At 71.8% G+C, this 18,425-nt stretch carries 18 protein-coding genes; 10 read left to right on the top strand and 8 right to left on the bottom strand.

What is annotated here, in order from left to right; all coding sequences use genetic code 11:
* Window positions 1-94: 94 nt before the first annotated feature.
* Window positions 95-445, bottom strand: coding sequence for an ArsR/SmtB family transcription factor (locus GPA03_RS17245; protein ID WP_156253296.1), 351 nt, complete (start codon window positions 443-445; stop codon window positions 95-97).
* A 92-nt stretch (window positions 446-537) separates the two neighbouring features.
* Between GPA03_RS17245 and GPA03_RS17240 the strand changes: the two genes are divergently transcribed.
* Window positions 538-1,845 (top strand): NAD(P)-binding domain-containing protein, encoded by a 1,308-nt coding sequence (locus GPA03_RS17240; protein WP_156253295.1) that lies wholly within the window; start codon window positions 538-540, stop codon window positions 1,843-1,845.
* A 67-nt stretch (window positions 1,846-1,912) separates the two neighbouring features.
* Here the strand turns inward: GPA03_RS17240 and GPA03_RS17235 are convergent, their stop codons facing one another.
* Together GPA03_RS17235 and GPA03_RS17230 are read right to left on the bottom strand one after the other, a co-directional pair.
* Window positions 1,913-2,773 carry an alpha/beta fold hydrolase gene (locus GPA03_RS17235; protein WP_206673618.1) on the bottom strand — a complete coding sequence of 287 codons (861 nt, stop codon included), beginning with the start codon at window positions 2,771-2,773 and terminating at the stop codon, window positions 1,913-1,915.
* On the bottom strand, window positions 2,770-3,255 hold the full coding sequence (locus GPA03_RS17230) for a GbsR/MarR family transcriptional regulator (RefSeq protein WP_156253294.1): 486 nt from the start codon (window positions 3,253-3,255) through the stop codon (window positions 2,770-2,772). Before GPA03_RS17230 ends, GPA03_RS17235 begins: the two co-directional genes overlap by 4 nt.
* A gap of 114 nt (window positions 3,256-3,369) precedes the next feature.
* Here GPA03_RS17230 and GPA03_RS17225 point away from each other — a divergent pair, with 114 nt between their 5' ends.
* A complete protein-coding gene (locus tag GPA03_RS17225; RefSeq protein WP_156253293.1) occupies window positions 3,370-3,780 on the top strand; it encodes a nitroreductase/quinone reductase family protein in 411 nt (136 codons plus the stop codon).
* Between the two features lie 8 nt (window positions 3,781-3,788).
* On the opposite strand, the gene GPA03_RS17220 is transcribed toward GPA03_RS17225, so the two are convergent.
* The 3 genes from GPA03_RS17220 to GPA03_RS17210 are packed head-to-tail and all read right to left on the bottom strand — an operon-like array spanning window position 3,789 to window position 6,909.
* Window positions 3,789-5,150: a uracil-xanthine permease family protein gene (locus tag GPA03_RS17220; RefSeq protein WP_156253292.1), complete on the bottom strand. Its 1,362-nt coding sequence runs from the start codon at window positions 5,148-5,150 to the stop codon at window positions 3,789-3,791.
* A gap of 46 nt (window positions 5,151-5,196) precedes the next feature.
* On the bottom strand, window positions 5,197-5,886 hold the full coding sequence (locus GPA03_RS17215; protein WP_156253291.1) for an ABC transporter ATP-binding protein: 690 nt from the start codon (window positions 5,884-5,886) through the stop codon (window positions 5,197-5,199).
* A gap of 15 nt (window positions 5,887-5,901) precedes the next feature.
* Window positions 5,902-6,909, bottom strand: coding sequence for an ABC transporter permease (locus tag GPA03_RS17210; protein WP_241681362.1), 1,008 nt, complete (start codon window positions 6,907-6,909; stop codon window positions 5,902-5,904).
* 221 nt (window positions 6,910-7,130) lie between these two features.
* Here GPA03_RS17210 and GPA03_RS17205 point away from each other — a divergent pair, with 221 nt between their 5' ends.
* Window positions 7,131-8,327, top strand: coding sequence for a sensor histidine kinase (locus GPA03_RS17205; RefSeq protein ID WP_206673617.1), 1,197 nt, complete (start codon window positions 7,131-7,133; stop codon window positions 8,325-8,327).
* Entirely contained in the window at window positions 8,324-8,947 is a 624-nt protein-coding gene (locus tag GPA03_RS17200; RefSeq protein ID WP_156253289.1) for a response regulator, read from the top strand. The genes GPA03_RS17205 and GPA03_RS17200 overlap by 4 nt, the downstream gene beginning before the upstream one ends.
* Window positions 8,948-9,079: 132 nt before the next feature.
* Here the strand turns inward: GPA03_RS17200 and GPA03_RS17195 are convergent, their stop codons facing one another.
* Entirely contained in the window at window positions 9,080-10,579 is a 1,500-nt protein-coding gene (locus GPA03_RS17195; protein ID WP_241681377.1) for a SulP family inorganic anion transporter, read from the bottom strand.
* A 210-nt stretch (window positions 10,580-10,789) separates the two neighbouring features.
* Between GPA03_RS17195 and GPA03_RS17190 the strand changes: the two genes are divergently transcribed.
* From GPA03_RS17190 to GPA03_RS17180, 3 genes are all read left to right on the top strand, one after another.
* The gene (locus GPA03_RS17190) at window positions 10,790-11,185 is read left to right on the top strand and encodes a MerR family transcriptional regulator (protein WP_156253287.1); all 396 of its coding nucleotides are present in this window, start codon (window positions 10,790-10,792) and stop codon (window positions 11,183-11,185) included.
* Window positions 11,186-11,405: 220 nt separating this feature from the next.
* Window positions 11,406-12,293: a hypothetical protein gene (locus GPA03_RS17185; protein ID WP_156253286.1), complete on the top strand. Its 888-nt coding sequence runs from the start codon at window positions 11,406-11,408 to the stop codon at window positions 12,291-12,293.
* A complete protein-coding gene (locus GPA03_RS17180) occupies window positions 12,283-13,068 on the top strand; it encodes a ferritin-like domain-containing protein (protein WP_156253285.1) in 786 nt (261 codons plus the stop codon). The genes GPA03_RS17185 and GPA03_RS17180 overlap by 11 nt, the downstream gene beginning before the upstream one ends.
* Window positions 13,069-13,089: 21 nt before the next feature.
* On the opposite strand, the gene GPA03_RS17175 is transcribed toward GPA03_RS17180, so the two are convergent.
* Complete coding sequence (locus GPA03_RS17175) at window positions 13,090-14,718, bottom strand: alpha/beta hydrolase (protein WP_162458407.1); 1,629 nt, start codon at window positions 14,716-14,718, stop codon at window positions 13,090-13,092.
* A 245-nt stretch (window positions 14,719-14,963) separates the two neighbouring features.
* On the opposite strand from GPA03_RS17175, the gene GPA03_RS17170 reads away from it, so the two are divergent.
* From GPA03_RS17170 to GPA03_RS17160, 3 genes are all read left to right on the top strand, one after another.
* A complete protein-coding gene (locus GPA03_RS17170; protein ID WP_206673616.1) occupies window positions 14,964-15,650 on the top strand; it encodes a hypothetical protein in 687 nt (228 codons plus the stop codon).
* 89 nt (window positions 15,651-15,739) lie between these two features.
* Window positions 15,740-17,746, top strand: a complete 2,007-nt coding sequence (locus GPA03_RS17165) for a sensor histidine kinase (RefSeq protein ID WP_156253283.1) — start codon at window positions 15,740-15,742, stop codon at window positions 17,744-17,746.
* Window positions 17,743-18,420 (top strand): response regulator, encoded by a 678-nt coding sequence (locus tag GPA03_RS17160; RefSeq protein ID WP_241681361.1) that lies wholly within the window; start codon window positions 17,743-17,745, stop codon window positions 18,418-18,420. The genes GPA03_RS17165 and GPA03_RS17160 overlap by 4 nt, the downstream gene beginning before the upstream one ends.
* The last annotated feature ends 5 nt before the right edge of the window (window positions 18,421-18,425 follow it).

Genomic DNA, 18,425 nt, shown 5'->3' with positions numbered 1-18,425 from the left:
AGATTCTCCGACACCCAGGGGGCCTTGCCGCAAGGCCCCCCTTGCGCTATAAGTTAGTAGTGGCAAGGGGTGCGAGGACGCACCCGGTCGCCAGTCATTCGCTGAGAGGCGTCAGCGAGCCCGCCAGCACCCGCAACGTCTCGGGAGCGGGGCGGAAGTAGGCCCATCGGCCGCGCTGCTCACGCAGCACCAAGCCCGCGTCGGCGAGCAGCCGCATGTGGTGCGAGACGGTCGGCTGGCTGAGCCCCACGGGTTCGGTGAGGTCGCAGATGCACGCCTCCCCGCCGGGCGCTGCCGCGATGAGCGAGAGCAGCTTGACCCTGGTCGGGTCGCCGAGCGCCTTGAACATCTGCGCCAACACGATGGCGGCGTCGTCGCTGATCACCCCCGCCGTCACGGGCGAGCAGCAGGCTGCGAGGCCGCTCGGGTCGACCGCTGTCGTCATGAGCACATCATGGCGCACTCATTGACAAATGTCGATATGTGGCGGCACGATGGCCGCACCATCAAATCGATGTTCATGAATGTGAGGACCGGATGCACGAGCTCCCCGTCGCCGTGATCGGAGCAGGCCCGCAGGGCCTGGCCGCCGCCGCCCACCTGCTCGAGCGGGGCCTGCAACCCCTGGTGCTGGAAGCGGGCAACGGGCCCGGCGCGGCCGTCTCGCAGTGGGGACACGTGCGGCTGTTCTCGGCGTGGCCCGAGCTGCTCGACCCTGCTTCGGTGCGCCTGCTCGAACGCACCGGGTGGGCAGCGCCGGAGCGCGGCTACCCCACCGGGCAGCAATGGATCGAGTCGTACCTGGCACCGCTGGCGGCGGCCCTCGGCGAGCACGTGCGGTACGGCTCTCGCGTGGTCGGGCTCTCGCGCCGGGGCCGGGACCGGCTGGTCGACGCCGACCGCGCGCAGCAGCCGTTCACCGTGCTGGTGCGGAGCTCGGACGGCACCGAGGAGCGGCTGCTCGCCCGCGCGGTCATCGACGCCTCGGGCACGTGGGGCTCACCCAACCCGGTCGGGGCCGACGGACTTCCCGCGCTGGGCGAGCACGCGGCGGCCGCCGCCATCAGCTATGGCATCGCGGACCGCGCCGACGTCGCACGTCACGCCGGCAAGCACACCGTGGTGGTCGGCGCAGGGCACTCGGCCTTCAACTCGATACTGGAGCTCGAGCAGATCGCCGCGCGCAACCCCGGCACCAGGATCACGTGGGCCATCCGGCGGCCGCTGTCGGCGGGCACCTTCGGCGGCGGCGCTGCCGACGAGCTGCCGCAGCGGGGCGCCCTGGGCAGCATGACGCAGCGGGCGGTGCGCTCCGGAGCCGTTCAGGTCATCGCCGGGTTCCGCACCGAGCAGGTGCTGGGCCAGGACGGGCAGACCGTGCTGGTGGCCGAGGACGGCAGGCAGGTAGCCGCCGACGCCGTCGTGGCATCGACCGGGTTCCGCCCAGACCTGTCGTTCCTGTCGGAGATGCGGCTGGACCTGGACCCCACCCTGCAGGCGCCGCGCCGGCTCGCGAGCGAGATCGACCCCAACGTGCACTCGTGCGGGACGGTCCGCGCGACCGGCGCAGCCGACCTGGCCCAGCCGGAGCCCGATCTGTACCTGGTCGGGATGAAGTCATACGGGCGGGCACCCACCTTCTTGGCCCTGACCGGCTACGAGCAGGTGCGCAGCGTCGTGGCTGCACTCGCCGGCGATCACGAGGCGGCAGGCCGGGTCGAGCTGGAGCTGCCCGACACCGGGGTCTGCGGCGGTAGCGGCGTCTACGACAGCCCCGACGGCGAGGCCGGCGGCGGTTGCTGCGCCCCGGCACCGGTCCGACTGGAGCTCTCGACGCCGCTCTGAACGCGCACCGAACAGCTCGCCAAGCAGCGACTGACCGATCTCAGCCGACGAGCTCTGGAGGGTCTTCTCAGGACAAGAAGTCGCGCACCAGGCGTTTCACCCGTTCGGGCTCCTGGCGGTTGACCCAGTGCCCGGCCCCCTCGATCATCTCGAGCCGGGCGCCGGGGACCTGGGCCGCAGCGGCCCGCGTGTGCTTCGGCGCGACGCCGATGTCCGCCGTGCCCTGGATGAACAGCGTGGGGCACGAGATCGTGTGCAGCCGGGGGCGCAGGTCCACCCGCATCCGCCAGAAGCCGATCGAGGCGTTCTGCCAGTCGGACGAGCCGCCACCACCGGCGCGCGCCAGCTCGGTCACGACCTCGTCGACGATCTCCTCGACGTCCTCGACAGGGCCGGGGATCAAGGAGGAGCGCACGAACCGTGCCACCCCGGCGCGAGTGCGGAACATCAGCGATGGCAGCGTCGCGTTCAGCAGCGGCAGCTTCGCCGTCAGCCACAGCAGCTGGTGCACAACGGGCGAGAACGAGATGATCCCGGCCGGCGCCATCGCGACCAGCCGGCGGACTCGCTGCGGATGGTCGATCGCGGTGGCCAGCGCGAGCGCAGCGCCCTGCGACAGGCCCACCAGGTCCACCTGCTCGAGCCCGTAGTGATCGATCAGGGTGATGACCACGCGCTGCAGCCGGGCGTGATCCGCCAGGCCGTCCCACGGGATGCTGCCACCCTGCTTCGGCCAGTCGACGGCATAGACGGACCGGTCCACGGCCAGCGCTGGGATCAGCCGCGCCCAGCTGAGATGTGCGTTGTCGACACCTGCACCGCTGAGCAGCACCACCGGATGGCCACCGCTGCCGGCCCTGGTGACCTGGAGGCGACCCTCCGGCTGGTCGATCCACTCGTGCGTGACGATCGGCTCGGGGCCGCTCACGGTCGGCCGCCCTGCTGGCGCGAACGCCACCGCTCCAGCAACGCGGGGAGCTCGCTCTCCAGGAACCGGTACAGGTCGGTCACCTGCTCCAGCCGCTCGCGCCGCGCGGGCTCGGCGCCGGCCAGCAGCTCGAGCCCACGCTCGGTGACCTCGCGGAACGCCGTCGTCTGCGAGTACCGACGCATCAGCATCCGGCTCCAGCCCTCCGGGGCGATCCGGAAGTACTCGGACCGGTCGCCGCGCCGACGGGTGCGCTCCACCAGGCCGCTCGGCGTGAGCAGTCGCATCGCCGAGGAGATCGAGCTCCTGCTGACCTGCAGCGCCGCCGTCAGCTGCGCCGGGGTCTGCTCGGGCGGATCGCTGATCAGCAGCCACCCGATCACCCGGCCGGCGATGAGCGGCAGCCCCTCACCCACGAAGAACTCCGCGATCTCGTCCACGTAGGCGGCCTCCGCCTGCGTCAGCTCCTGAGTCGTCGTCACCTCCCGACCGTACCGTCGTTGCAGTTATTACTGCAACGACTGGAGTCTGTGACGTGCGTGACGGTCCGCTTCTGGCGGGGAATCTGCGGGACCTGCCGCGACGTTGCGGCGAGCATGGACTTCAACCAGCAGATCATCGACACCTTCCGAGCCAACGCGGGGGAGGTCAACGAGCCCATCGCCTTCGGCAAGAGCCTGGTGCTCGTGCACGTCCCGAAGAAGGACGACACCATCCGCATCGCCCCGCTGGCCGCCGTGCAGGCCGACGGCGCCTGGCACATCGTCGGTTCCGCCGGCGGCTCACCGAAGCACCCCGCCTGGGTCTACGGACTTCGCCGCACCGAGCAGGTCGACATCGAGGTTCCCGGGGATCCCGTCGAGACTCACCGCGCGAACGTCGAGGAGCTGACCGGAGCCGAGCGCGACGCGATGTGGGAGCGATTCAAGAGCATGTCCAGCGCGTTTGCCGGGTACGAGAAGACCGCCGAGGGCCGCGTCTTCCCGATCTTCCGGCTGGCTGCCTGACCGGGCCGTCAGGACGCCGTCGGCGCGTCCTCGATGCTCGCCGGGCTGGCAGGCTCCTGTCCCGCGGTGCCACGCCAGCGCCCGATGGCCCGCATCAGGTGGTAGACGCCGATGGCGGCGACCGTGCCGAGCGCGATGCCCTCGAACGTCATCGCGCCTGGCCTCCAGGTGTAGTTCGCGATGCCGACGATGAGGGCGATCGCCGCCGTCGTCAGGTTGATCGGGTCGGCGAAGTTCACCTTGTTCTGCACCCAGATGCGGGCACCCAGCACGCCGACCATGCCGTAGAGCACGGTCGCGGCGCCGCCGAGCACGCCCGCCGGGATGGTGGCGATCAGCTCGCCGAACTTGGGTGAGAGGGAGAGCACGAGCGCCGTCGCCGCGGCGACCCAGTAGGCGGCGGTCGAGTACACGCGGGTGGCCCCCATGACGCCGATGTTCTCGGCGTAGGTGGTGGTGCCGGAACCGCCGCCGGCACCGGCGAACACGGTGGCGACACCATCGGCCAGGAGCGCGCGGCCGGTCACCTTGTCGAAGTTCTGACCAGTCATCGCGGCCACCGATTTCACGTGCCCGACGTTCTCCGCCACGAGCACCAGAACCACGGGGACGAACAGTCCGAGCACGGCGGGCGTGAACGTCGGCGTGGTGAACTGCGGCAACCCGATCCACGCGGCCTCGCCCACCGCGCTGAAGTCGACCTCGCCACGCACGGTCGCGGCCACGTAGCCGATGACGACGCCGACCAGGATCGACAGCCGGCCGAGGATGCCGCGGAACAGCACGGTGACGAGCACGACGGCGAGGATCGTGATGATCGCGGTGACCGGGGCGGCGCGCACGCCGTTGGTGCAGATGGAGACGATCTCGCCGTCGACGATCTCCTGCTGGCAGGTTCCCCAGGCCGCGGGTGCGAGGTTGAAGCCGATCAGCGCGACGATCGTGCCGGTGACGACCGGCGGCATCACCACGTCGATCCAGCGCGACCCGGCCAGGTGCACCACCAGGCCGACGATCGCCAGCAACGCGCCGGTGACCACCACCCCGCCGAGCGCACTCGACATCCCGTGGGTGCCGGCCGCGGCACCGATCGGGGCGATGAACGCGAAGCTCGAGCCCAGGTAGCTGGGCAGGCGGTTCTTGGTGATCAGCAGGAAAGCGACCGTGCCGATCGCGGAGAAGAACAGCGTCGTGGCCGGTGGGAGCCCGGTCAGCAGCGGGACGAGGAACGTCGAGCCGAACATGGCCACGACGTGCTGCATCCCGATCCCGATCGTGCGCGGCCAGCTGAGCCGCTCGTCGGGAGCGACCACCGCTCCGGGCGCGATGGTGCGGCCGTCGCCATGGCGACGCCAGGTGAAGTTCAGCAAGGGTTTCCTCCGGCTGCAGTGCTCGGTCACGGGCCGAGAAGTGACCCTAGTGGCCCGACCGGCAGTTGCTGAGCGCGCCGTCGATCATCTGGGCGGTGTCGTCGACGCTCCCGAGGGTGCCGGCGTCGTGGGAGACCAGCAGGACGGCGGCATCGAGCTCGCGACCGAGGCGCGTGAGAAGCTCGACCACCTGAGTGCCGCGTTCCTGGTCGAGCGCGGAGGTCGGCTCGTCGACGAGCAGCACGTCCGGCGAGCCGACGAGGGCGCGGGCGATGGCGACGCGCTGCCGCTGTCCGCCAGAGAGCGTGGCGGGTCGCTTGTGCGCCTGTTCCCCAAGCCCGACGGCGTCGAGCAGCTCGAGCGCGTGCGCCCGCACCGTGGACCTCCGCTTGCCGCGCAGATGGGCCTGCAGCTCGAGCTGCTCGAGCGCCGTCAGCGATCCGATCAGCTGTGGCTGCTGGAAGACCAGGCCGATGCGGTCGAGGCGGAGTCGGGTGGCATCGGGGTCGCTCGTGGTCGGGGTGAGCACCACCTCGCCTCCGATGCGCACCTGCCCCTCGGAGGGCCGGGTGAGGCCGGCGGCCACGGCGAGCAGGCTCGACTTGCCGGCACCGGAGGGACCGAGCAGCGCCGTCGTCGTTCCTGAAGGAACGCGGAGCGATACGCCGTCGACGGCGGTCAAGGTGCCCTCGCCGTCGGGGTAGACGAGGCGGATGTCATCGAGTCGCAGATCCATTCGGAGTTCCTTCTCTCAGCGAGACGCCAGCGCGGCGTGCGGGTCGGTTCGAGTGATGCGCATGACGGCGGCACCGGCGCCCAGGAGCCCGAGCACGACCAGCGCGGCGGCGGGCACGAGCGTGGTGGCGGGCGAGACCAGCACCGGGAGGGCCCCGCCGAGCAGGGTCGCGGCGCCGGCCGCGATGCCGGTGCCCACGGCCACGCCACCCACGAGCAGCAGCGCCGCCTGTCCCACGGCGTCCAGCAGCAGGTACCCGGTCGGGGCGCCAAGTGCCTTGAGCACCGCGATGTCGCCCTGCCGCCCGATGGTCCACACGGTGAAGAACGCACCGACCACCAGCGCCGAGATCGCCATCAGGAAGCCCTGCATGGTGGTCAGTGAGGTGTTCTCGGCCGTGAAGGAGGAGACCGCGGCGCGCGCGTCGTGCGTGCTCACGGTGGTAGTCCCGATGGCGGCGTCGGCGGCCGCGAGGTCCACCGAGCCGTCGGTGGTGAGCGCCACGACCGTGGCGACCGAGCCGTCGTCGGCTACCCCACGGGCCCCGATCGCCTGCCAGTCGGCCAGCGACATCCACACCACGGGGGTATGCGAGTACTCGAGATCCTCTTCGGCGAGCGCACTGACCTGGAAGGCTTCGCCGTCGAGTATGAGCTCGCCGCCCACATCGATCCCGAGGTCATCGGCAGCGCCGGCAGTCAGCACCACCTCGCCGTCGGCCAGCCCGGCGGGCGCGAGCGCGGAGCCCGGGTCCACCCCGAAGGTGGTCACAGCAGTGGTGGTCTCGGCGGTTGCGCGCGTAGTCACGATGCCGAGCGGGTCGGCGGCGCTCACGCCGGGCTCCTTCGCCCAGGCCTCCCACTCGGTCTCGGTGACGCGGGAGGAGGTGACGTCGGGATCGGCGCCCTCCTCGGACGTGGTGAACGCGAGATGGTCGACGGGCAGGTCGGTGATAGCCGAGGTCGAGGCACGGGCCAGCCCGGCGGTGAGCATCGACAGGAACGTAACGAGCAGGGCGACCATGACGACAACGGTCGTGACGAGGGCGAAACGACCGCGGGCGTGACGCAGATCGCGCAGGGCGACGAACAAGATGACCTCCTGGAGAACGGGACTCCCCCACACTCGCTCCCCGGCGCGCTCGAGCCATCGGACGCCGGTGTGGTCCTGCGTGGCCGGGGGGCTGAGGCCAGCTTCATTCCTTTGGCCGATGCCGCGGGCGGCGTCCGGGCTAGCGTGGCGGGGTGCGAGGCTGGGTCGACGCTCCGAGAGCGATGCTGCGTGGACTCGACGTGCTCCTGCTCGGGCTGGTCGCGCTCGCCGTGGCGCTGACGTTCGGAGCCGGGCAGGGCTGGCGGACGCTCGCGACCGGCGCAGTGCTGGTGGCGCTCTACGCCGCGGGGCGGCGGCGGGTGCGGGTCCACGAGCGACCCGTCGAGGGGCGCGGCAGCGCGTGGTGGCCCGAGCGCGCGTGGATGCTGGCGCTGCTGCTGGCGTGGGCGGCGATGGTGCTCGCCACGCCTGGCGCGCTGTGGATCGCGTTCCCGCTCATGCTGCTGCAGCTGCACGTGCTCGGCCCGCGCTGGGGCGCCGGCGCGGTGGCACTCACGGTCGCGACCACGGTCGGGTTCGGCCTGATGCGGATGGCGGACGGCGATGGCTCGGTCGGGTATGCGATCGGCCCGGTGATCGGTGGTCTGGTTGCGATCGGGTTCGTGGTCGGGCTAGAGGCGATTGTGCAGCAGTCGCAGGAGCGGCAGCGGGCCTTGTCCGAGCTCGCTGCGGCGCGCGTGCACCTGGCCGACGCCGAGCGAGAGCGGGTGCTGGCGGTGGAGCGCGAGCGCATGGCCCGCGAGATCCACGACACGCTCGCGCAGGGGTTCTCAGCGGTGGAGCTGCTGCTGCGGGCAGCGCAGGACCAGCCGGACTCCGAGCGCGCCACCGGTCTGGTGACGCAGGCACGCGAGGCCGCGAAGGACAACCTGGCCGAGGCGCGCCGGGTGGTGCGAGCGCTCGCTCCGGGCGATCTCGACGGGTCGACGCTGCTGGCAGCGCTCGAGCGTGTCGCCGCTCGCGCGGAGAGCGTTGACGTGCGCGTGCGTGTGACCGGCGGGGCACGTGGCCTCGACGTCGCCGTGGAGACCGCGCTGCTACGGATCACGCAATCAGCGCTGGGGAACGTGACGCAGCACGCGGCTGCCTCGCGTGCCGACGTGACGCTGACCTACACGACGGCACAGGTCATGCTTGACGTGGTCGATGACGGCCGTGGCTTCGATCCCGCGGCGGCCGTCACCTCGGGCGGCGGCTACGGGCTGGCGGCGATGCGCTCCCGCGTGCGCGAGTTGGGCGGCAGGCTGGTCCTGGAAACCGCCCCCGGGGAAGGCACTGCGCTGGCAGTGATCCTCCCGCTCGGCGCGGAGTCGGAGGAGGGGCTGTGATCGACGTCGTGGTGGCCGACGACCACCCGGTGGTCCGCGCCGGCCTGTCCGCGCTGATCCGGGCGCAGGACGACATGCAGGTCGTGGCCGAGATGGGCACTGCGGAGGAACTGCTGCGCTGGTGTGGCATGCACACGGCCGACGTGGTGCTTCTGGACCTGCGGTTCGGGCCAGGAAGGCTCGGCGGTTCCGACGCTGCACGCACGCTCGCGCGCGCGGGCGGCCCGCCGGTGCTGGTGATCACCACCTATGGCTCCGACGCCGACATCCTCGCCGCGATCGAGGCAGGGGCGACCGGTTACCTGCTCAAGGACGCTCCCACCGAGGAGCTGGTGCGTGCGGTGCGCGCGGCCGCCTTGGGCCAGACCACGCTCGGCCCCGCGATCCAGGCGAGACTGCTCGGGCGGGTCCGCGCACCCGAGCTCGCCCCGACCGAGCGTGAGCTCGACGTGCTCCGCCTCGTCGCCGCCGGCCGCACCAACGACGAGATCGCCCGCGCCCTCTTTGTCTCCCGCGCCACCGTCAAGACGCATCTCGCCCACCTCTACGACAAGCTGGACGTGGAGTCGCGCACAGCCGCCGTGGCGGTGGCCAGAGAGCGCGGCATCCTGCCTAGCTGATCGGCTGGCGCGTCGCGCTCAGGCGACCTCGAGCACGCGTCGCAGCCACCCGGTCGCGTGGTCCCAGCCCTCTGGGGCAACCCCGGCCCGCGCACTGAGCGGGGCCGCCGCAACGTCCGCGGGGTGTCTGCGCTACTCCCCCGTGCCCAGGTTGCCGGCGAGGCGGGTGTGGCGCGCCTGGCTCTCGGCGTTCATCCCGACGATCGTGACGGTCTTGCCCTTGCGCTCGTACTTCTGCGTGATCGCATCGAGCGTGGCCACGGTCGAGGCATCCCAGATGTGCGCCTTCGACATGTCGATCACGACCTTCTTCGGGTCGGCCGTGTAGTCGAACTGGTAGACGAGGTCGTTGGAAGAGGCGAAGAACAGCTCGCCCTCGACGGCGTAGACACGCTCGTCGTCGTCATCGCTGGCATCGAGGCGGGTCACGCTCGTGAGGTGCGCGACGCGGCGGGCGAACAGCACCATCGCCACCAGCACGCCGACGATGACCCCGTAGGCGAGGTTGTGCGTCGCGACCGTCACCGCGACGGTCGCGACCATCACCGTCGTCTCGGACTTGGGCATCCGGCGCAGGGTGCTGGGCTGGATCGAGTGCCAGTCGAAGGTCCCCACCGAGACCATCACCATCACGGCGACCAGGGCAGCCATCGGCATGATCGCGACGACATCGCCGAGCCCGACGATCAAGGCGAGCAGGAAGGCTCCGGCCAGGAAGGTCGAGATCCGTGTCCGCGCGCCGGACGCCTTCACGTTGATCATCGTCTGCCCGATCATCGCGCAGCCGCCCATGCCGCCGAAGAAGCCGGTGACCAGGTTCGCGACGCCCTGGCCCCACGCCTCCCTGGTCTTGTTCGAGTGGGTGTCGGTGACGTCGTCGACCAGCTTCGCGGTCAGCAGCGACTCGAGCAGGCCCACGAGCGCCATCGCGAGCGCGTAGGGGGCGACGACCTGCAGCGTCTCGAAGGTCAGCGGTACGTCGGGGATCAGCAGCTGCGGCAGCGACTCGGGCAGCTCGCCCTCGTCGCCCACGGTCGGCACCCGGATGCCCGCCACGACCGTGAGCACGGTCAGCAGCACGATCGCCACCAGCGGCGCGGGCACCACCTTGGTCCAGCGCGGCAGCAGCACCATGATGACGAGGCCGGCCACGAGCAACGGGTACACCTGCCACGGGACGTCCACGAGGTGCGGCAGCTGCGCCACGAAGATGAGGATCGCGAGCGCGTTGACGAACCCGACCATCACCGACCGCGGGATGAAGCGCATCAGCTTCGCCACCCCGAGCACGCCGAGCAGCACCTGCAGCACCCCCGCCAGGATCACGGTCGCGATCAGGTAGTCGAGACCGTGGGAGGTCACGACGGGCGCGACCACGAGCGCCACCGCACCGGTGGCCGCCGAGATCATGGCGGGCCGGCCGCCCACGATCGCGATCGTGACCGCCATCGTGAAGGAGGCGAACAGACCGACCCGCGGGTCGACACCGGCGATGATGGAGAACGCGATGGCCTCGGGGATGAGGGCGAGCGCCACCACCAGGCCGCCGAGGATCTCGATCCGCAGCCGGCGCGGCGAGCGGAGCGCGGCACGCACCGAGAACGACTCGTCCGCCTCGGGGGGCCCCTCGATCGAGGCGGAGCGGGGCGCGACAGGGCTGTCGGGGCGGTGCGACACGTGGATCCTTGCGGGCAGTTTCGACGCCGCAGCGCCGGGACTTGGGTCAGCACGCCACGTTGCGCACATCCGGACGAGGGTGGGGCGGGTCTCGCCCCGGTCGCACACCCTACCCTGACGTTAGGTGAGGTTTGTGCGGGCGTCCACGCCTGGGATCATCGGCGGATGCAGGAGCGGGAGCAGGCGGCAGCCACCATGCACATCGGTGCCGTCGCCGAGCGCACCGCGCTCTCGCTGCGCACGCTGCGGCACTACGACACCGTGGGCCTGGTCACCCCCTCGGGCCGGACCGAGGGCGGGTTCCGGCTCTACACCGAAGCCGACGTCCAGCGCCTGCTGCTGGTCCGGCGCATGAAGCCGCTGGGCTACACGCTCGAGGAGATGGCCGAGGTGCTCCGCGCCTCCGACGATGCCGCTGCCGGCGAGCCGGGCTCGCGCGACCGGCTCCAGCAGTACCTGTCCGACGCCGAGCGACGGCGCGCCGACCTCGCCCGCAAGACGGCGATGGCAGACGAGTTCATCGCTCAGATCGGGGCGGTCCTCGCACAGCCGCCGCGCTGACACCCATCCAGGTCGCCTGCGGCCACGAACAAGGGTCGAACATGGGTCGCAGGTGGGTCGAAAGGGTGTCATGGGAAGAATGGGCGAAGGCGCGATGTCGCCGTCGGGAGGAGAATCGGGTTCCGGGCCGTCGGTCCCAGTCCCTACGATGTGGCTCATGGGTGAGCGGAGCACCACGGGTGCCTCCGGAGCGCGTCCGGCTCCTGCCGGAGGTGAGTCGATGCGCGACCTCCCGCCCGGCTACGGTCCCGACGGGCGCCTCCACCTGAACGAGACGACCAGCCCGGTCGTGCTCACGGACTTCGACGTCGACAAGTACGTGAAGAACGCCCGCGGCCGCATCGCGGTGGGCGAGTCGGGTCTCGAGATGAGCGGGCGCGACGCCCGCGATCTCGCGTTCCTGTGGCGCCTGGAGGTGGCCGCCCTCGGTGAGATGCGTGCGCTGCTGATCTCCTGGACCGGCAACGAGACCCGCATCACCGCGTTCCTCGCCACCTGGGCCTACGAGCGGTACTGGCTCGCACGCGCCGAGCGTGACCTGCTCACCGCCTCCGGGTGGCCTCGGCAGGCGACCGGCCGGCGACCGCTCACGGCCCGCGTACGCAGCAGCTACCTCGACAAGGTCCTCCCGCTCGTCTCACCGCTCGTCGGCAGCGCGCTCGGCGAGCCGCTGACCGCAGGCCACATGGCCCGGATGGCGATCCAGGAGGGCGCGCTGCTCGCAGGCCTCGATGCCCTGCGAGCCAGGCTGGAGGGCGAGGGAAGCGACGTCGTCGGTGAGATCGTTCGCCGTCGCACCGACTTCGTGGACTACTTCCGCGGCGAGGCGGTCGCGAGGATCGAGAGGTCGACGGCGGAGCGCCTCAGCGCGCAGGTGATGCTGGCTCGGCCCTGGGCACCGCTGCGGGCCGTCGGCGTCGCCGATGCCGCCGAGGTGCAGGCGCTCGGTTCCATCTTCGACACGACGGCGGCGGTCGCCGACCTCGAGGCCTCCGACCGCGTCCTCGCCGATCGTCTGCCCGGCCGGCCAACCCCGGCGCTCGACCTCGTCCGGCGGGCTCGTCGCCGCCGTCGCCCCGCGCCCTCCAGGAGCAGCCATGCCGTTTGACCTCGACACCTTCGCCGAGACCTCGGAGGCCGTGACGTGGCACGACCTCGACTTCGACGCCTTCGACGAGCGACCGCTGGACATGCAGACGCTCCGCACGCTGCGCTACATGTGCGATGTCGAGTACCACACGTCCTGCTTCCTGCGAGAGATGCTCGTGACCCCCTCGCACCGAGAGGAGGATGCCGCGGGCTTCATGACGATGTGGAACCGGGAGGAGTTCTGGCACGGCGAGGCATTGTCAGCCGTGCTGGCACGGCACGGGATCGTCGTCGACTACGACGAGCTGAAGGCCAAGCGGGTCAAGCTGGGGTGGCGGCTGGCGCTCAGCACCGTGAAGCAGTCGGCGCTGGCCAACCTGATCGGCAGCGACTTCGTGGCGGTCCACATGACCTGGGGCGCGGCGAACGAGCTGTCCGCCGTCGCTGCCTATCGCCGGCTGGCCCAGATGCACGACCATCCTGCGCTGTCGCCGCTGCTGCAGCGGATCGCGCAGCAGGAGACCCGGCACGTCGCCTTCTACACCACGCAGGCGCGGGACCGCCTGGAGGCGTCCACGCGGGCGCAACGCCTGGTCCGCACGATCCTCGAGAAGGTCTGGAAGCCCGTGGGCTCGGGGATCATGGACGAGCCCGAGGTCCAGCACGTGATGGGTCACCTGTTCGGCGGTCACGGCGACGAGCTGGACAAGCTCGACAAGCGGCTGCAGCGCCTCCCCGGCCTCGAGGGCATCACGATGTTCCGCACCGCGTTTCAGAGGCTCGGCATCGTGTGAGGCCAGGCCACGTCCGGCCGATCAGATCCCGGGCCACCCGGGGTGCGGTGCGAGCAGCAGCGGGCTCGCCTCGATGTCACTCTCTGGCAGCGGCTCGAACGGAGCGATGTCCTGCTCGCAGGTCGCGCCGTCGACCGCCTCCAGCTCCACGAGGTAGGTGGCGATAGCGCTGTTGGCGCAGCTGCTGATGCCCAGCGTGGTGTGTCCGTAGCCCTCGACCGTGAGCACGCTGGCGTTGGTGAACCTGTCCGCGTACGGCTGGGTCTGGTCGTACGGGGTCGCGGGGTCGTGCCGGGTGCCGATCACCATCACGGGTGCCTCGGTGCTCTGGTCCCACGGACCCAGGTAGGCGTCGTCGTCGGTGAAGTCGACGAACTCGCACTGCAGACCCACCCAGGAGCGGTAGCGACCGAAGTGCGGTGCCTCGGCATCCGCGACGTCGGCCTGTGCCTGGTACTCCCACGGTGTGAGCGGGTGCTCGCCGTCCACGCACATGCTGGCGAGCGCGGCACCGATGCCTGAGTAGTCCTCGATGAGCCCGAGGTGCCGCAGGAGATCACCGATCGAGTCGACATCGGAACCGCTGCGCTGCGTGCTCATCTGCTGCGCCGGAGCCGCGAGCTCAGCGAACGCGGCCGCGAGGTCGCCCCACGCGAGTGGCGAGTAGAGGGCGCTGAACGACGTCGCGACCATCTCGTCGTAACCGAGCTCGGCCGTGGTGCCGTCGGGTAGCGGGATCTGAACGGGCTGCTCCTTGAGCCGGGTGAACACCTGCTCGACCACCTCCGCCGGGTCACCGGCAGCTGCGAGCGCACAGGAGTCCGGGCCTGCCTCGGCGCACGCCGCGAGGAACTGCTCGAAGACCTCGGCCGCTGCCTCGCCCTGCCCGATGCGGTACCCGATCGAGCCGTCGCCGCCGGACCAGCTCGCGGGGTCGAGCGTGCCGTCGATCGCGAGCGCACGGATCCGCTCGGGGAACAGCGCCGCGTAGGTGGCGCCGAGGATGCTGCCGTAGGAGTAGCCGAGGTAGCTCAGCTGCTCGTCACCGACCGCCTGCCGGAGCAGATCCATGTCACGGGCGACGTTCGCGGTGGACGCGTGCTCGATGCGGTCGCCCGACAGCATCTCGCAACCCGCGGCGATGGAGGCGAAGACGGCATGGGTCTCGACCTGCTCGCTCAGGTTCATCGGGAAGACGGGCCTGTCGGCGGCGAATGCGTTCTCGCTCGCCTGGTCGGGGAAGCAGGTGACCGGGTCGGAGAGCCCAACTCCGCGGGGGTCGACGCCGATGACGTCGAACTGCGCGTGCACCTGCGGGTCCAGGAAGGGTCCGCCCAGCGTGTGCATGTTGGCCACCCCTGGGCCGCCGGGGCCGCCGAAGTTGACGAAGAGGCTGCCGATCCGCTGGTCGGGGTCGGTGGCCGGCAGTCGCGTCATCGCGATCGTGGTGGTCTCGCCGTTGGGCTCGTCGTAGTCGGTGGGGACCTCGACGCTGGCGCAGTCGAAGGCGGCGAGGCCCTCGCCCTCGCAGTCCTGCCACGCGATCTCCGGCACCGGCGCCTCGACCTGCGCCGGTGGCTGCGGCTCGGTCTGCTGCGAGGCGGCCGAGGCGGCCGAGGTACCGGCCAGCAGCAATGCGCCTGCACCCACGAGAGCGGTCGTTCGGAGGAGAAGTCTGTGCTGTCGTCGCGGCATGCGATCTTTCCTAACACGGCGGGTCGACGTCCAAAAAGGGCGCTACGGGGGTTCCGTGTGGCGTGCAGACGTGTTATTCGGGACCCTGCCGGCACCGCCCGGACAACCGGGCGCTGCGCCCTGGTGCCCGGGACACGGCCCGGCCGATCGTGGGCCTCGGCCGCCCGCCGACCGTCGGCGGGCCATCACCGAGGAGTGACATGTCCACGCACCTGACCGAACCGATCCCCGTCGCTACCGAGCCCGCCGCGAGCCGGCGCCCCTCCCGGGCCTGGGCCTGGAGCGGCGTCCTGGCGGGCGTGCTCGGCACCGCGACCATCCAGGCCTCGATGGCGGCGTCCATCGACTGGGAGGCCACCGCCGGCGACGCGGACAAGATGCTCGCCGACGCCGCCACCAAGCAGGGGACCTATCTGGTGTTCCACGTGCTGGCGGCGCTGACGCTGCTCGTGCTGCCGGTGTTCGGGGCCGGGCTCAAGCGCCGACTCGACCAGCAGGGGCCCGCAGGCGCGCTGCACGGGCAGGTCGCGCTCGGTGGGCTGCTGCTCACCGCCGCGGCCCTGCTGCTCGGCAGCGGGCTCGACACCCAGTTCGCGCTGGGCCTGGCCGATCCGGGGATGTACGTGCCCGAGTCGGCAGCCTTCTACACCGACTGGGTCGCGACCATCCCGTGGCTCTGGGTCGGCGTCGGTCTGTCTGCGCTCGCGCTGTCAGCGGCCTCCCTGCGCCACGGCGCCGCCCCGCGGTGGCTCGGCGTGGTCTCGCTGGTGCTGGGCGCGCTGACGGTGCTCGCCGGCGTGTCTCCGTTCCAGTACATGGCCGGGTTCATCGGCCCGATCTGGGTGCTGGTCGCCGCGCTCGGCTTCGCGCTCGGCGACCGACGCTGAGGGTGAGCCTCGGCCCGCTGCGGTCCACCCCTGCGGTCCATGCCGCAGGGGTGTTCCGCCGTGCCCCGCGAGGCCCTACGGTTCAGCGCATGAGCACCCCGCCGCGCTACCCGGGTCGGCCGCGCGCCGCCCTGGTGGTCGCGGTCCTCGCGGCGCTCCCCGCGGTGGCGGGCGGCGTGCTGCAGATCGCCAGCGGCACCCCGCTCTCCCCCGACGTGCTGTTCCTGGTCGTCGACGTGATGGTCGGCCTCGTCTACGGCACGGTGGCGGCGGTGATCCTGTCTCGCCGCAGCCACCCGGTCGCGTGGCTCGTGGCGCTCGCGGCCATGGGTGGCGGGCTGGCCGCTCTCGGCGGTGGCTGGGCGTCCTACGCGATGACCCACGAGGGTGCGCGCGGTGCCGAGCTCGCGATCGCGCTGTTCGGATCGGCATGGGTGCCCGGCACGCTGTCGTTGTTCCTCGTCGTCCCCTGGCTGGTCCGGGAGACCAGGCTCGACGCCGTGAGCTGGGTGGGCGTCGCCGTCGGCATGCTGACGGCGGTAGCCCTCAGCGTGCAACGGCTCGCCGCCCCGATGGCCGACAACCGCGGCCTGCTGCTCGCGGTGGTGCTGGTCGGGCTCGGCACGGCAGCGGCGGTGCTCTGGCGCCGAAGCCGCGGACCGATCGCCGAGCGCGCCGGGCTCGGGCTGCTGGCCGCGGGCACCGCGGTGATGGCGCTGTCGTTCCTGCCGTTGCTGCTGCTGCCGTACACCCGGGCCGACATCCTTCTGCTCGTGCCGGCCTCGCACCTGGCGTGCCAGGCGTTGTTCCCGGGCGCGCTGCTCGTGACGATGCTCCGGAACCGGCTGTGGGGGATCGACCTGGCGGTGAGCCGGGCGGTGCTCGCCGGGCTGCTCACGCTGGGGATGGCGCTGGTCTACGCCACTCTGGTGTGGACGGCGACAGCGGTCGTGGGCAGCTCCGCGCTCGCCCAGGTGGTCGCGGCGGTCGGGGTGGTCGTCGCGGTCCAGCCGGCCCGGCGGCGGCTCGGCGCACAGGTGCACCGGCTCGTCTACGGCCACGCAGCCTCACCCGACCTGGCCGCGCTGCGGATCGGGGCCTCCCTCTCGGGCGCCGACTCCGCCGAGCTGCTGGACCAGCTGGCCGCGGCGGTCGGCGAGGCGTTGCGGCTGGAGTCCGTCGAGCTGGCACTGCCTGACGGCGACTGCGCCAGCGGGCGGTGGGGCACGCCGTCGAGCGCGCCCGTGCATCGCACGGTGCGCCAGGGCGGCGAGGAGAGCGGCCCGGTGCTCGGGACGCTCGCGCTGACCGCGCCGCCAGGTGAGCGGCTCGACCGGCGCACGCTGGAGGCGCTGGAGGCGCTGCAGCCGGTGCTCGCCGTCGGGCTGGGGCTGGTGCGCGCGACGCGCGACGTGGTGCGGGCCCGGGATGCGGCCACGCATGCCCGGCTCGCCGAGCGGCGGCTCATCAGACGCGAGCTCCACGACGGCATCGGGCCGTGGCTGTCGGGGCTCCGGCTTGGGCTGCAAGGTGCGCGGAACGTGCTGCGCACCGACCCGGGTGCCGCGGACACGGTGCTGGCGGCGCTGCAGCAGGAGGTGGCACAGCGGGTCGAGGACGTGCGCCTGCTCTCCCGGAGCCTGCTACCACCCGTGCTCGAGGAGCGCGGTCTGGCCGCGGCACTGGTCGAGCTGGCGAGCCGGCACGCCGAGTCGGGCTTCGCCGTCGAGCTCAGCGGGCTCCCGCTCGAGGATCCCGAGACGTTGCGCGGTCTCGACCAACGGGTGGCCGCGGCCGCCTACGCGGTCCTGTCCGAGGCCGTGCTGAACGCGGCGCGGCACTCGGGGGTGCGCGGCTGCTTCGTGGACGTCTCGCTGGAGGCGGCGGCCGCTGACGGCGTGGGTGCCGCCCTGCTCGTCACGTGCCGCGACGAGGGGTCTGGGCGGGTGGCCGACGCGACCGACGGCGTCGGGAGCCGATCGATGCGCGAACGCACCGAGGAGCTGGGCGGCACGATCGACGTCGGCCCAGCCGTGGGCGGCGGCACCCGGGTGACCGCCCGGCTGCCCCTCGCGCCGGCGGCGGTGCCGGCGTGAACGGGAGCCGGGGCGTGCGGGTCACGCTGGTCGACGACCACCCCGTCTTCCGGATCGGGATGGCGGCGCTGCTCGACTCGCTCGAGGGCGTCACGGTCGTGGCGCAGGCCGCCGGGGCGGCTGCGGCGCGTGACCTGTTCGCCGGGAACCACGAGACCGACGTCGTGCTCATGGATCTCGACCTCGGCGACGGCTCCGGCATCGACGTCACGCGGGACCTGCTGCGAGCACGGCCGGAGCTCAAGGTCCTCGTGGTGACGATGCGCGAGGATGATGACGCCGTCGTCGCGGCTGTCCGCGCCGGGGCGCGCGGTTACCTCGTGAAGTCGTCACCGCCCGACGCCGTCGAACGGGCGGTGCGCGCCGTCGCGCAGGGCGAGATGATCCTGTCACCGACGGTGGCCGAGCGGGCGATGGCGTACGTGCTGGGCGGGCAGCGTGCCGCGCGGCTGCCGTTCCCGCAGCTGACCGGCCGCGAGCGCGAGGTGCTGGACCTGGTCGCGCGCGGGCTCGACAACACCGCGATCGCGCACCGGCTCTCGCTGAGCCCGAAGACGGTGCGGAACACCGTGGCGACCGTGCTCGCCAAGCTGTCGCTGCGGGACCGGTCGACGGCGATCGTGACGGCGCGTGCCGAGGGCCTGGGCGGCCACGAGGCAGACGACCATCGCTGACCCTG

Source organism: Pseudactinotalea terrae, from assembly GCF_009733845.1.
GTDB classification, from domain to species: Bacteria; Actinomycetota; Actinomycetes; order Actinomycetales; family Beutenbergiaceae; genus Pseudactinotalea; species Pseudactinotalea terrae.
The sequence above is the reverse complement of the archived record's forward strand: the minus strand, read 5'-3'. Positions and strand labels throughout refer to the sequence as shown.